The sequence below is a fragment of the Kitasatospora sp. NPDC059747 genome (assembly GCF_042732955.1).
In the GTDB taxonomy this organism is placed as follows: Bacteria; Actinomycetota; Actinomycetes; order Streptomycetales; family Streptomycetaceae; genus Kitasatospora.
In genome coordinates this window covers 68,518-80,280 of sequence record NZ_JBHWGV010000034.1, presented here as the reverse complement: position 1 = coordinate 80,280, position 11,763 = coordinate 68,518, and the positions used below count along the sequence as shown (strand labels likewise).

16 protein-coding genes are annotated in these 11,763 nt (G+C 73.8%); 11 read left to right on the top strand and 5 right to left on the bottom strand.

What is annotated here, in order from left to right; translation table 11 throughout:
• The first annotated feature begins 152 nt into the window (after positions 1 to 152).
• From ACFV4G_RS17475 to ACFV4G_RS17455, 5 genes are all read left to right on the top strand, one after another.
• On the top strand, positions 153 to 878 hold the full coding sequence (locus ACFV4G_RS17475; RefSeq protein ID WP_380441151.1) for a DUF2993 domain-containing protein: 726 nt from the start codon (positions 153 to 155) through the stop codon (positions 876 to 878).
• A 227-nt stretch (positions 879 to 1,105) separates the two neighbouring features.
• Positions 1,106 to 1,186, top strand: coding sequence for an Ms5788A family Cys-rich leader peptide (locus tag ACFV4G_RS17470; RefSeq protein WP_350517234.1), 81 nt, complete (start codon positions 1,106 to 1,108; stop codon positions 1,184 to 1,186).
• Between the two features lie 232 nt (positions 1,187 to 1,418).
• Complete coding sequence (locus ACFV4G_RS17465; RefSeq protein WP_380441149.1) at positions 1,419 to 2,255, top strand: sulfurtransferase; 837 nt, start codon at positions 1,419 to 1,421, stop codon at positions 2,253 to 2,255.
• A gap of 37 nt (positions 2,256 to 2,292) precedes the next feature.
• Complete coding sequence (locus ACFV4G_RS17460) at positions 2,293 to 2,583, top strand: DUF1416 domain-containing protein (RefSeq protein ID WP_030059605.1); 291 nt, start codon at positions 2,293 to 2,295, stop codon at positions 2,581 to 2,583.
• 80 nt (positions 2,584 to 2,663) lie between these two features.
• The gene (locus tag ACFV4G_RS17455) at positions 2,664 to 2,939 is read left to right on the top strand and encodes a DUF3099 domain-containing protein (protein WP_380441147.1); all 276 of its coding nucleotides are present in this window, start codon (positions 2,664 to 2,666) and stop codon (positions 2,937 to 2,939) included.
• Positions 2,940 to 2,952: 13 nt separating this feature from the next.
• On the opposite strand, the gene ACFV4G_RS17450 is transcribed toward ACFV4G_RS17455, so the two are convergent.
• Complete coding sequence (locus tag ACFV4G_RS17450; protein WP_329932323.1) at positions 2,953 to 3,315, bottom strand: DsrE family protein; 363 nt, start codon at positions 3,313 to 3,315, stop codon at positions 2,953 to 2,955.
• A gap of 370 nt (positions 3,316 to 3,685) precedes the next feature.
• Between ACFV4G_RS17450 and ACFV4G_RS17445 the strand changes: the two genes are divergently transcribed.
• From ACFV4G_RS17445 to ACFV4G_RS17435, 3 genes are all read left to right on the top strand, one after another.
• Entirely contained in the window at positions 3,686 to 4,270 is a 585-nt protein-coding gene (locus tag ACFV4G_RS17445) for an FABP family protein (protein ID WP_380441145.1), read from the top strand.
• 124 nt (positions 4,271 to 4,394) lie between these two features.
• Positions 4,395 to 4,859: a Fur family transcriptional regulator gene (locus tag ACFV4G_RS17440; protein WP_380441143.1), complete on the top strand. Its 465-nt coding sequence runs from the start codon at positions 4,395 to 4,397 to the stop codon at positions 4,857 to 4,859.
• 19 nt (positions 4,860 to 4,878) lie between these two features.
• Positions 4,879 to 5,841 (top strand): YgfZ/GcvT domain-containing protein, encoded by a 963-nt coding sequence (locus ACFV4G_RS17435; RefSeq protein ID WP_380441155.1) that lies wholly within the window; start codon positions 4,879 to 4,881, stop codon positions 5,839 to 5,841.
• A 24-nt stretch (positions 5,842 to 5,865) separates the two neighbouring features.
• On the opposite strand, the gene dtd is transcribed toward ACFV4G_RS17435, so the two are convergent.
• Positions 5,866 to 6,306: a D-aminoacyl-tRNA deacylase gene (gene dtd / locus ACFV4G_RS17430; RefSeq protein WP_380441141.1), complete on the bottom strand. Its 441-nt coding sequence runs from the start codon at positions 6,304 to 6,306 to the stop codon at positions 5,866 to 5,868.
• Positions 6,307 to 6,788: 482 nt separating this feature from the next.
• On the opposite strand from dtd, the gene ACFV4G_RS17425 reads away from it, so the two are divergent.
• The 3 genes from ACFV4G_RS17425 to ACFV4G_RS17415 all read left to right on the top strand — a co-directional run bounded on the left by ACFV4G_RS17425 (position 6,789) and on the right by ACFV4G_RS17415 (position 8,762).
• Complete coding sequence (locus tag ACFV4G_RS17425; protein WP_380441139.1) at positions 6,789 to 7,367, top strand: ABC transporter substrate-binding protein; 579 nt, start codon at positions 6,789 to 6,791, stop codon at positions 7,365 to 7,367.
• Positions 7,368 to 7,438: 71 nt separating this feature from the next.
• Entirely contained in the window at positions 7,439 to 8,398 is a 960-nt protein-coding gene (locus tag ACFV4G_RS17420) for an asparaginase (RefSeq protein WP_380441137.1), read from the top strand.
• A 154-nt stretch (positions 8,399 to 8,552) separates the two neighbouring features.
• A complete protein-coding gene (locus ACFV4G_RS17415) occupies positions 8,553 to 8,762 on the top strand; it encodes a dodecin (RefSeq protein WP_380441135.1) in 210 nt (69 codons plus the stop codon).
• A 3-nt stretch (positions 8,763 to 8,765) separates the two neighbouring features.
• Here ACFV4G_RS17415 and ACFV4G_RS17410 read toward each other — a convergent pair whose 3' ends face one another.
• The 3 genes from ACFV4G_RS17410 to ACFV4G_RS17400 are packed head-to-tail and all read right to left on the bottom strand — an operon-like array spanning position 8,766 to position 11,676.
• Positions 8,766 to 9,581 (bottom strand): heme ABC transporter ATP-binding protein, encoded by an 816-nt coding sequence (locus ACFV4G_RS17410; protein ID WP_380441133.1) that lies wholly within the window; start codon positions 9,579 to 9,581, stop codon positions 8,766 to 8,768.
• Positions 9,578 to 10,663, bottom strand: a complete 1,086-nt coding sequence (locus ACFV4G_RS17405) for a FecCD family ABC transporter permease (RefSeq protein ID WP_380441131.1) — start codon at positions 10,661 to 10,663, stop codon at positions 9,578 to 9,580. The genes ACFV4G_RS17410 and ACFV4G_RS17405 overlap by 4 nt, the downstream gene beginning before the upstream one ends.
• On the bottom strand, positions 10,660 to 11,676 hold the full coding sequence (locus ACFV4G_RS17400; RefSeq protein WP_380441129.1) for a hemin ABC transporter substrate-binding protein: 1,017 nt from the start codon (positions 11,674 to 11,676) through the stop codon (positions 10,660 to 10,662). The genes ACFV4G_RS17405 and ACFV4G_RS17400 overlap by 4 nt, the downstream gene beginning before the upstream one ends.
• Between the last annotated feature and the right edge of the window lie 87 nt (positions 11,677 to 11,763).

The window sequence follows — 11,763 nt, the reverse complement described above, 5'->3', positions numbered from 1 at the left end:
CGGGCCCCCGGCCCCGCCCGGCCCCCCCGCCCCCCCGCCGGCCCCGCCACCCCGTGGCGGGGGCCGGACGTCGTACGGTCGTGCGGAGGCCCGTTGCGGGCCGCCGCCGTGAGGCGGCGAACGACGGCGACCGGCGACGACGGGGGAGTGCGATGCGCGGATGGCTGAAGGCGACGATAGGCCTGGTGGTGCTCTCCGGGCTGCTGCTGGGCGCCGACCGGATCGCGGTCGGGGTGGCCGAGGACGAGGCCGCCGACCGGATGGTGAGCAGCGGCCGGATGAGCCAGCGCCCGGACGTCTCGATCGGGGGCTTCCCGTTCCTCACCCAGGTGCTGTCCAAGAAGCTGGACGACGTCCGCATCTCGGCCGACAACCTGATGATCAACGACGGCGGCCACCAGGTGGCGCTGCACGGGTTCAAGGCCCGGCTGTCGGGCGTCCGGGTGAGTGACAGCCTCAACTCCGCGACCGTGGACAGCGGCACCGGCAGCGGTCTGATCACCTACGCGGACCTCGCCCAGCTGCTGCCGCCGGCCGCCCAGCTGATGCCTGGCGGCGGCAAGCTCCCGGTGGGCTCGAACACCCGGCTGAGCCTGTCCTACGGCGGTCCCGGCAAGGTCAAGGCGTCGCTCGGCCCGCTGCCGGTGGGCACCGGCTCGGTGCACAGCGAGGGGAACACCGTCACCGCGGACGGCTTCCAGCTCAGCGGGCTGGCCGGGATGTTCGCCGGGGCGACCGGCCAGAAGATCGACCCGGTGAGCTTCACCCTCGACTCGCTGCCGGCCGGGCTGAAGCTGGCCGACAAGGACGGCGTGACGCCGACCGAGGGCGGCCTGCAGCTGAACTTCGACGGTCGGGGCGTCAAGCTCCTCGGCTGACCACTCACCCGATCGGCCGACCCGGTCGGCTTCGTTCCGCTCCGCGAGACGCGCTGTCCAGCGCCGACCGCGGAGCGGTGTCGTTTCCGGCCCCGGAGGGCCGCCGTGGCGCCGCTGCCCGCTGCCCGGCGGGCTGCGGAGGGTCAAATCTCGGCATTCGGTCGATCTGGTCTCGGTATCCGATACGCTGATGACAGCGGGCCGTCGGTGTCCCTAGCATCGTCGACATGAAGCGACAGACGGATCTCACGAAGCGGCGGGCGGTCGACCTGTGCCGCGTGGCCGCCTGTCTGTGTCGAATGCGCTAACTCGGCATCCCGGCAGGGCAGTTGCTGCCCGCCGCCGATCCTCCGGCGATTCCGTCCGGCCACTTCGGCCGACCTCCGCCGACGCACACCGCGATTCCCCGCCCGGCCGTCCCGGACACCCTCCTCCGTCCCATCATTCGGACGGACTTTCGGACCGGAGCAGGCCGAGCGTCCCGCAGCACCCCGCTGAGCAGCACCTTCCGCCAACCGCCCCCGGATGGAGAACACCACCATGAGCCGCAGCGACGTCCTGGTCGACGCCGACTGGGTCCAGGCCCGCCTGGACGACCCGAAGGTCGTCATCGTCGAGGTCGACGAAGACACCTCCGCGTACGACAAGAACCACATCCGCAACGCCGTCCGGATCGACTGGAAGAAGGACCTCCAGGACCCGGTCCGCCGCGACTTCATCGACCGGGCCGGCTTCGAGGCGCTGCTCAGCGCCAAGGGCATCGCCAACGACGACACCGTCGTCCTGTACGGCGGCAACAACAACTGGTTCGCCTCGTACGCCTACTGGTACTTCAAGCTGTACGGCCACGGCGACGTCCGCCTGCTGGACGGCGGCCGCAAGAAGTGGGAGCTGGACTCCCGCGACCTCGTCTCCGAGGTGCCGGCCCGCGCCGCGACCGAGTACACGGCGCAGGCCGCCGACTCGTCGATCCGCGCCTTCCGCGACGACGTGATCGCCGCCATCGGCACCCTCAACCTGGTCGACGTGCGCTCGCCCGACGAGTTCTCCGGCAAGCTGCTCGCCCCGGCCCACCTCCCGCAGGAGCAGTCGCAGCGCCCCGGTCACGTGCCGAGCGCCCGCAACATCCCGTGGGCCAAGAACGCCAACGACGACGGCACCTTCAAGAGCGACGACGAGCTCAAGGCCCTGTACGAGGCCGAGGGCATCGACCTGGCGAAGGACACCATCGCCTACTGCCGCATCGGCGAGCGCTCCGCGCTCACCTGGTTCGTCCTGCACGAGCTGCTCGGCCAGGAGAACGTGAAGAACTACGACGGCTCGTGGACCGAGTACGGCAGCCTCGTCGGCGTGCCGATCGAGCTCGGCAGCAACTGAGCCCCCGGCTCGACCCGTAAGTCAGAAGGAGACAGACATGTGCGGTGCGAAGGCCGGCGGCCCGGACCTGGCAGGAGTTGACGTGGCGAACGAGACGATCATCCAGGGTTCGGTGACCCGCGACGGTGAGCCGGTCAACGGCTACGTCCGGCTGCTGGACGAGGGCGGAGAGTTCACGGCCGAGGTGCCCACCTCGGCGACCGGCCAGTTCCGGTTCTTCGCCCGCCCGGGCAAGTGGACCCTGCGCGCGCTGGTGCCGGGGCAGACCGTGGACCGTCAGGTGGTGGCCTCCCAGGGCACCGCCGTCGAGGTCGCGATCGCGGTCTGATTCCCGCCCCGCGGAAGGCGGCGGAAGGCGAAACGACGAGGGCCCTGCCACGGCGGGGCCCTCGGTCGTACCGTGGAGACGTGCAGGCAAGCCGGCGACGCCGCTACTACTTCGCCATGATGGGCGGGTGCCTCGGCATGTTCGTCCTGGCCTGGGGCGTGGTGCGGTTCTTCTCGGTGCCCGCAGCGATCGCGCTGTGCGTGGTCGCGGCGGTCATCCCGCCGGCCGCGGCGGTGTTCGCCAACAAGCGCGACCCCGACGACGACTGGTGGAACGACCCCCGCTGGGACGACCCGAAGTGGGACGAGCCCGGCCACGACCGGGACCACCCCGACCACGAGCGGCGGGACCCCTAGCCCCGCTGCCCGGCTAGTACACGAGCGCCTGCACGCCGTCGCTCATGATCTCGCTGACGAAGACCTGCGCGCCCGCGATCCGGACGCCGTCGACGGTGTCCTTCTGCTCGATCCCGCGGCGCACCGCGCACTGGGTGCACAGCGTCACCGTGCCGCCCGCCATGATCGACTCCAGCAGGTCGGGCAGCGGCGCCGAGTGCGGCAGCTCGAACTCCGCCGCCCGCCCCGGCAGGGCGAACCAGGAGGACTCCCCGGTCAGCCAGAGCGAGACCTCGATGCCGCTGGCGACGGCCACGGCCGCCACCGTGAACGCCTGCGAGCACCGCTCCGGGGCGTCGGAGCCGGCAGTGACCTTGATGACGAGCTTCTTCGACATGGCGCCACCTTAGAGCGCCCGGAACGTCCGGTTCCCGGAATCCCCGGATCGCGCGGGGAAACCTTCGGCGGCGCGCGGAAGTCGCCGCGCGGAGGGCGCCGGCGCGGCGGCGGAAACGCGACGTGGTGGGGCTCACCGCGACCGGCCGATACCCGGCGGATAGAGTGAGCGCCAGCAAAATCCACCACACTGTCGCCGCCTGGGAGCCCCCCGTGTCCGGTCTGGAAATGTTCTTCGACGGTCTGCTGGCCCTCATGGCCGTGCTGATCACCTGGTTCGCCATCTTCTCGGTGATGAAGCTGTACCAGGGCCAGCGCTGAGCCTGCCGTACGGTTGAAGCAGCCCCACACCGACGACAGCGACCAGGAACATGATCGAGATCCCCTCTGACCTCCACAAGGACGTCGTCCCGCTCGCCTTCCTCCTCGGCACCTGGGAGGGCGCGGGAGTCTATGACTTCCCGGGCACGGAGAAGTGCAACTTCGGCCAGGAGATCGTGATCCGGCACGACGGCCGCCCCTTCCTGGAGTTCCGCTCCCGCACCTGGGTGCTGAACGAGGAGGGCGAGAAGGTCCGCCCGCTGGAGAACGAGCACGCGTTCTGGCGCATCACCAGCAACCACGACGGCACCTCGGGTGCGCGCGGGATCGAGATCTCCTCCGTCCGTGACGACGGCACCGTCGAGATCTGGTACGGCGAGCTGGCCGACGGCAAGCCGCAGGTCGACGTCTCGACCGACGCGGTCGCCCGGATCGAGGGCTCCCCGGAGTACTCGGGCGGCAAGCGGCTCTACGGCTTCGTCAACGGCGAGCTGCTCTGGGTCGGCGAGAAGGCCGCCCCGAGCGTGCCGCTGCGGCCGTACATGTCCGCGCAGCTCAAGAAGGTGCTCAGCCCGGCGCAGCTGATCAAGGACATCAACGACCTGCCGGACGACGGCATCGCCTTCTTCAAGTAGGCCTCCAGCAGGCCTCCGGCAGGCACCGCGCGGGTGGTCACCACCCGCGCACGACGTAGGGACCGGCCCGCGGCCGGTCCCTACACTTGTTCCAAGGACCCCCGACCGTGGCAGGGACAGCATCGTGGCGGACACCGGCACCACCGACTGGCAGCTCTCCGGAGACTGGAAGGCCGACCTGCGGGAACGCGGCTACCGGCTGACGCCCCAGCGCCAGCTCGTCCTGGAGGCCGTCGACACGCTCGACCACGCCACCCCGGACGAGATCCTGAGCCACGTGCGGCGGACCGCGAGCGGCATCAACATCTCCACCATCTACCGGACGCTGGAGCTGCTGGAGGAGCTCGGCCTGGTCTCGCACGCCCACCTGGGCCACGGCGCCCCGACGTACCACCTGGCCGGGCGCCACCACCACCTGCACCTGGTCTGCCGGGACTGCGACGAGGTCACCGAGACGGACACCGAGATCGCCGAGCCGCTGATCGAGAGCCTGCGCGCGCGCCACGGGTTCGACACCGACCTCAAGCACTTCGCCATCTTCGGGCGCTGCGCCGACTGCACCGCCAAGCTCGCGGACGGCCAGTCGTAAGCTGACCGGTATGACCGGTGTGAAGAGCCCGCTGCTTGCCCTGCCCGGAGCCGTCCCCGCCGAGGGGGCCGACGAGGGCGTCGCCGCCCACTACGGCGACATCTTCCGGGAGCAACGCCACCTCGCGCAGGGCGACGGCTTCGTGGACCTCTCGCACCGCGGCGTGGTCACCGTCACCGGCGCGGACCGGCTGTCCTGGCTGCACCTGCTGCTCACCCAGCACGTCAGCGCGCTGCCGCCGCAGGAGGCCACCGAGGCGCTGGTGCTCTCCCCGAACGGGCACGTCGAGCACGCGCTCTACCTCGTCGACGACGGCACCACCACGTGGGCGCACGTCGAGCCGGGCACCCAGGGCGACTTGGTCGCCTACCTGGAGAGCATGAAGTTCTTCTACCGGGTCGAGGTCGCCGACGCGACCGCCGACTACGCGGTCGTGCACCTGCCGGCGGGTTCCGGCAGCTCCGTCGAGGGGGCCGCCGCCGTGCGCGAACTCCCCTACGGGCGCGATCTGTTCGTGCCGCGCGCCGAGCTGGAGAAGCTCACCGCCGGGTACGGGCCCGCGGCCGGCGTGTGGGCGTACGAGGCGCTGCGGATCGAGGGCCACCGGCCGCGGCTCGGCTTCGAGACCGACCACCGGACCATCCCGCACGAGGTGGACTGGCTGCGCACCGCCGTCCACCTGCAGAAGGGCTGCTACCGCGGGCAGGAGACCGTCGCCCGGGTGCACAATCTGGGCCGCCCGCCGCGCCGGCTGGTCTTCCTGCACCTGGACGGCACCGAGGAGACGCTGCCCCCGCACGGCACCGAGGTGCGGCTCGCGTCCGACCCGGACGGGCGGGCGCTCGGCTTCGTCACGTCCTCGGCGCGCCACCACGAGCTGGGGCCGATCGCGCTGGCGATCGTCAAGCGGAACGTGCCGGTGGACGCGGTGCTGCTGGCCGGGACGGTGCCGGGCACGCAGGACGTGATCGTCCCGCAGTAGCCCCCCGGGCCGCCGCGGCCGGGCTCAGACCTCGACGATGACGGTGAACGGGCCGTCGTTCACCAGCGCCACCTGCATGTCGGCGCCGAACCGGCCCGTCTCCACCTTGGCGCCGAGCGCCCGCAGCTGGGCGACGACCTCGTCCACCAGCGGCTCGGCGACCGGGCCGGGGGCGGCGGCGTTCCAGGTGGGGCGGCGGCCCTTGCGGGCGTCGCCGTAGAGGGTGAACTGGCTGATCACCAGGAGCGGGGCGGCGAGGTCGGAGCAGGACTGCTCGACGCCGTCCCCGTCGGCCGGCAGCAGGCGCAGCGTCCACAGCTTGCGGGCCAGCTGGGCGGCCTTGGCGGCTGTGTCGTCGTGGGTGACGCCGACCAGGGCGCAGAGCCCGGGCCCCTCGATCGCGCCGACGGTTTCTCCGGCCACCGTCACCCTGGCTTCGCTCACCCGTTGCACCACTGCTCGCATGCGGCCATTGTGCCGGAGCCGAACGGGGTCACCCAGGAGGGGGGATCCGTACGCACCGGGGGAGGCGTGTGAGGCGGTGGCGCGCGCCGGGTTGCGCACGCCTGCGCTGGGTCGGGCGCCGTTCTTCCTGGGCAAAGACCTCGTCATATCAGCCACCCCCGTTCGCCAGGGGGCCGTTCGGGTGCACGGGCGGTGCGCGCGCGCCGGGCGGGGTGGCACGCTGGGGCACCGTACATACGGCCCGGGGCGCCAGGAGGTCCGCCGCCCCGGGTCCGGGTTCGGCCGGGCGGTCGAGCCGGTAGGTCAGGCGTTCTGGCGGTGTCGCCCCGGCGGGTGGTGTCCGCCGGGGACCGGAACCTTTCGGGGGTGTCCGGGCGTGCCAACGGACGGGACGCGCACGGTCCGTCGGGGGACGGGCCGGACGGCGGCAGGGACGGGGTGCCGCGAGCGGGCGGGAACGGACGACGGCAGGTGGTTGGGTGATGGACGCGAGCAGCGCGCAGGACCGGTCCGGGCGGGCGACCGGGGACGACGAGCCCGATCTGGAGCGGCTGGGCCTGGACCAGCTGCGGATCCTGCGCCGGGAGACCCTGGAACAGGAGGCCGACCTCTCCTACCTGCGGCGGCTGCTGCACGGCCGGATGGACATCCTGCGCGCCGAGTTGGACCGCCGCCCGGGCGGCCGGTCGCGCGCGGCGGGGGCGGGCGGCGCCGAGGGGCCGTCCGGCGACCTGCTGGACCGGCTGCCGGCCATCCTCACCGACGCGCCCTCCACCGTGCGGCGCTCGGCCCGGCACGTCACGCTCGGGCCGCCGCGGGGCCACGAGTCGCAGCTGGAGGCGGACGCGCTGATGGGCGACGTCCAGCTCGCCGACCTCGCCGCGCACCCGGCCGCGGAACTGCTCGCCGCGCTGGACCGGCTGCGGGCGCACGAGCAGGAGGTCTCCGGACGGCGGCAGCGGCTGCTGCGCACCGCGGACGGTTGCAACGCCGAGATCACCCGCAGGTACCGTGATGGGGAAGCACGGGTCGACGACCTGCTCGCGGGCGGCCCCCTCTGACCGGGTGAGGCACCATGGGCGGGTGGGGCCCGGCTCGCCCCCGGTCCACCCCTGCCCCGGAAGGCTCCGCCATGCCCCAGTCCGCCACCCCGACCGTTCTCGCCGAGGTCATACGCTCGGGCTTCACCGAGGGGCGGCACCACGGCTCGCTGGTGCTGCTCGCCGCCGACGGCTCGGTCGAGTTCGCGCTCGGCGACCCCGGCGCGCCGGTCTTCCCCCGGTCGACCGCCAAGCCGTTCCAGGCGGTGGCCACGCTGCGGGCCGGGCTGGAGATCGAGGGCGAGCTGCTGGCACTGGCGGCCTCCAGCCACTCTGGAGAAACGTTTCACCGCGCTGGTGTCCGGACCATCCTGGCCTCCGCCGGACTGGACGAGTCCGCCCTGCGCACCCCGGCCGACCTGCCGCTCGACGAGACCGAGGCCGAGCTGCTGCTGCGCTCCGGCGGCGAGCGCGCCCCGATCCTGATGGACTGCTCCGGCAAGCACGCCGGCTGGCTGGCCGCGTGCGTCGCCAACGGCTGGGACACCGAGGGCTACCTCGACCCGGCCCACCCGATCCAGCTGCTGGCCCGCGAGGCCCTGGAGGAGGCCACCGGCGAGGGCGTCGCCCACGCCGGCGTGGACGGCTGCGGGGCGCCCCTGCTGGCCGTCTCGCTGACCGGCCTGGCCCGCGGCTACCGGGCGTTCGTGCTCGCCGCCGAGGGCACCGCGCAGCGCCGCGTCGCCGACGCGATGCGCGCCCACCCCGAGTACGTGGCCGGCACCCGCCGGGCCGACACCTGGCTGATGCGGGCCGTCCCGGGCGCGTTGTCCAAGATGGGCGCCGAGGCCGTCCAGGTGGTGGCGCTGCCGGACGGACGGGCCCTCGCCTTCAAGATCGACGACGGCGCCGAGCGGGCCCGCGGGCCGGTCCTGGCGGCGGCGCTGCGCCGGCTCGGGGTGACGGGCGCCGACGAGACCGTCGAGCGCATCGGCGCGGCCCCGCTGCTCGGCGGCGGCGTGCCCGTCGGGCAGGTACGGGCGGCGTTCTAGGCGGGCCAGGCGCTCCAGGCGTTCTGGGCGGGCCAGGCGTTCCGGGCGTTTCGGCGCAGCGGTTCCGACGCTCGTGGCGGCGGTCGGCGTGCGGGCGGGGCGGGGGCGGTGCACGGTGGACCGGGGGCCGTCGCACAGCTGAGGGAGCCGAGCCATGACCGAACACGTGTACCGGGTGACCGAGATCGTCGGATCCTCGACCGAGAGCGTCGACGCCGCCATCCGCAACGGCGTGGAGCGGGCCTCCCGGACGCTGCGCAACCTCGACTGGTTCGAGGTGACGCAGGTCCGGGGGCACCTGGAGGAGGGACGGGTCAAGCACTTCCAGGTCGGGATGAAGATCGGCTTCCGCCTGGAGGACTGACCGCTACCGCTCGGGCAGGACCAGCGGCACGCCCGTGCGCGGGTGCGCCAGCACCTCCACGGGGTGCCCGTACACCTCGCTGAGCAGCGGCGCGCGCAGCACCTCGGCGACGGGTCCGTCGGCGACCGTCGCGCCGCCGGTCAGCAGCACCACGCGGTCCGCGTAGGCCGCCGCCAGGGAGAGGTCGTGCAGGACGACGACCACGCCGTCCCCGGCGGCGGCGCGCGCCCGGGCGACCCGCAGCACGAGTTCCTGGTGGCGCAGGTCGAGGGCGGCCGTCGGCTCGTCCAGGAGCAGCAGCGGCGTGCGCTGGGCGAGCACCCGGGCGAGCGCCACCCGGGCCCGTTCGCCGCCGGAGAGGGCGGTGAACGGGCGCTCGGCGAACGCGGCGGACTCGGTGGCCGCCATGGCCTCGGCGACCACCGCCTCGTCCTCGGCGGCGGCCGCCGTCCCGGCCCACGGCGCGCGGCCCATCCGGACCACCTCGCCGGACCGGAACGGGAAGGACAGCGCCGCCGCCTGGGGCAGCAGCGCGCGGTGCCGGGCGAGTTCGGCGGCGCCGTAACCGCCGAGGGCGCGGCCGTGGAGGAGGACCTCGCCGCCGTCCGGCACGACGTCCCCGGCGAGGACGGACAGCAGCGTCGACTTGCCGGCACCGTTCGGGCCGAGCAGCGCGACCACCTCGCCGGCGGCCACCCGGACCGACGCGCCGGCCAGCAGCTCGCGCCCGCCGACGGTCAGCCGGACGTCCGCGGCAGCCAGCAGCTCGGTGCCGGGGAGCGGTCGTGCGGGCACCTCGCGGTTCGTCCGCAGTCTCATGCCCAGCCTCCCTGCTTGGTGCGGGTCCGGCGCAGCAGCCAGAAGAAGAACGGGCTGCCGATCAGCGCGGTGAGCACGCCGAGCGGCAGTTCGGCCGGCTCGGCGAGGGTGCGCGCGGCGAGGTCCGCGACGACCAGCACCAGCGCGCCGCCGAGCGCGGAGGCGGGCAGCAGGAACCGGTGGCCCGGCCCGGCGACCATCCGCAGCAGGTGCGGGACGACCAGTCCGACGAAGCCGATGATGCCGCTGACCGCGACGGCCGCGGCGGTGAGCAGCGCCACGACGGTGATCAGCACGAGCCGCATCCGCTCGACGTCCACCCCGAGGTGACGGGCCGGGCGCTCGCCGAGGGCGAGCAGGTCCAGCCGGCGCGCGTACAGCGGGGCGACGGCCAGGCCGGCGACGGCGAACGGCAGGACGGCGAGCACCTTGCCCCACGTGGCCTGCGAGAGCGAGCCGAGCTGCCAGAAGGTGACCTGGCTGATCGCGGCGGAGTCGGCGGCGAACAGGAACAGGCCGATCAGCGCGCCGCAGAAGGCGTTCACCGCGACGCCGGTGAGGATCAGCGTCACCACCTCGGTGCGCCCGCCGCTGCGGGCCAGCGCGTACACCGCGAGGACCGTCAGCAGACCGCTCGCGAAGGCGAACGCGGTGACCGTCCAGGTGCCGAGGGCGTCCAGGCCGAGCACGATGCAGGCCACCGCGCCGACCGCGCCGCCGGAGGAGACGCCGATCACGGCGGGCTCGGCGAGCGGGTTGCCGAACACGCCCTGCATCAGCGCGCCCGCGCAGCCCAGTGAGCCGCCGACCAGCAGGGCGAGCACGACCCGGGGCAGCCGGACGTTCCACAGCACCGACTCGGGGACGCGGTCGAGGGCGTGGCCGCCGAGGCCGGTGCGGTGGGCGGCGGAGGCGAGGATGTCGCCGAGCGGGATGCGGTAGGCGCCGGTCCCGGCCGCGAGCAGGGCGCACAGCACGAGCGCGGCGGCGAGCGCGGCGGTGACGAGCGTGGCGCGGCTGCGCGGGCGGGGGAGCGCGGCGGTCTTCCCGGGTGCGGCCTTCTCCCGTACGGCGGTGCTCACTTGGCGTCCGCCGGGTAGAGCTGGGCGGCGATCTCGCGCAGCACCTGCGGGGTGCGCGGGCCGTAGCTGAGCAGCTGTCCGTCCTCGACGGAGACGATCCGGCGGTCGAGCCCGGCCGGGGTCTGGGCGACGCCGGGCAGCTTGAGCAGGCCGTCGACGCCGCCGACGGAGTCCAGGCCCTTGCTCATCACCAGGATCGCGTCCGGTGCGGCCTTGACCAGGGCCTCGCTGGTGAGCGGGGTGAAGTCGCCGGTGAGCCCGGCGGCCTTGCCCGCGTCCTCGCCGCCGACGGCCTCGATCAGCGAGGTGGCGCCGGAGGCCGGGCCGCCGAGCAGGTAGACGGACGCGCTGCCGCGCAGGTAGAGGAAGGCGACCCTGGGGTGCCGGTCGGTGGCCGGGAGCGCGGCCCTGGCCTCGGCGGTCCGCTGCTCGGTGCGCTCCTTCAACTGCCGTCCGGCGTCCGGGACGCCGAGCGCGGAGGCGACGGTGTCGATGCGCGGGCCGACGTCGGCGAGCTGCTTGGCGTCGTCCAGGACGACGAGCGGGACGCCGGCCGCGCGGATCTGCGCGACGGCCTCGGCCGGGCCGGTCGAGCGGTCGGCGAGGACGACGGTGGGGTGCAGCGACAGCACGCCCTCGGCGGAGACGTCGTGGGCCTGGGTGATCACCGGCAGCGCGGCGGCCTGCCGGAACGTCGTGGAGACGTCCCGGGCGACGACCCTGGGCCCGAGGCCGAGGCTGAAGACGAGCTCGGCGAGGCTGCCGTTGAGCGGGATGATCCGGTCGGCGCTGGTGACGGTCACCTGGCGGCCGTCGGCGGACGCCACGGTGGCCGGGAGCCGCGGGGCGGGCTCGCCGGGCAGCGGTTCGACGGCGTCGGGGGCGCGGGTGGCGGCGCTGCCGGCCGTGCCCGCGCCGGAGCCGCAGGCGGTGAGCGCGAGCAGCAGGCCGAGGACGAGCGCCAGGAGGACGGGCCCGCGGGCGGTCCGGGATCGGATCGTACGGCTGCTCAACGTGCTTCCCTTCGCTGGGAGTTGCCGCCCGTTCCGGTCCGGTGGGGTGGGGTGGGCGGCGGGACTCTTGACTCTTATATTAGGTTA

Coding starts and splice junctions, on each gene's coding strand:
- ACFV4G_RS17475 (WP_380441151.1), top strand. CDS start 153: ATGCGCGGATGGCTGAAGGCGACGATAGGCCTGGTGGTGCTCTCCGGG.
- ACFV4G_RS17470 (WP_350517234.1), top strand. CDS start 1,106: ATGAAGCGACAGACGGATCTCACGAAGCGGCGGGCGGTCGACCTGTGC.
- ACFV4G_RS17465 (WP_380441149.1), top strand. CDS start 1,419: ATGAGCCGCAGCGACGTCCTGGTCGACGCCGACTGGGTCCAGGCCCGC.
- ACFV4G_RS17460 (WP_030059605.1), top strand. CDS start 2,293: ATGTGCGGTGCGAAGGCCGGCGGCCCGGACCTGGCAGGAGTTGACGTG.
- ACFV4G_RS17450 (WP_329932323.1), bottom strand. CDS start 3,315: ATGTCGAAGAAGCTCGTCATCAAGGTCACTGCCGGCTCCGACGCCCCG.
- ACFV4G_RS17445 (WP_380441145.1), top strand. CDS start 3,686: ATGATCGAGATCCCCTCTGACCTCCACAAGGACGTCGTCCCGCTCGCC.
- dtd (WP_380441141.1), bottom strand. CDS start 6,306: ATGCGAGCAGTGGTGCAACGGGTGAGCGAAGCCAGGGTGACGGTGGCC.
- ACFV4G_RS17425 (WP_380441139.1), top strand. CDS start 6,789: ATGGACGCGAGCAGCGCGCAGGACCGGTCCGGGCGGGCGACCGGGGAC.
- ACFV4G_RS17420 (WP_380441137.1), top strand. CDS start 7,439: ATGCCCCAGTCCGCCACCCCGACCGTTCTCGCCGAGGTCATACGCTCG.
- ACFV4G_RS17415 (WP_380441135.1), top strand. CDS start 8,553: ATGACCGAACACGTGTACCGGGTGACCGAGATCGTCGGATCCTCGACC.
- ACFV4G_RS17410 (WP_380441133.1), bottom strand. CDS start 9,581: ATGAGACTGCGGACGAACCGCGAGGTGCCCGCACGACCGCTCCCCGGC.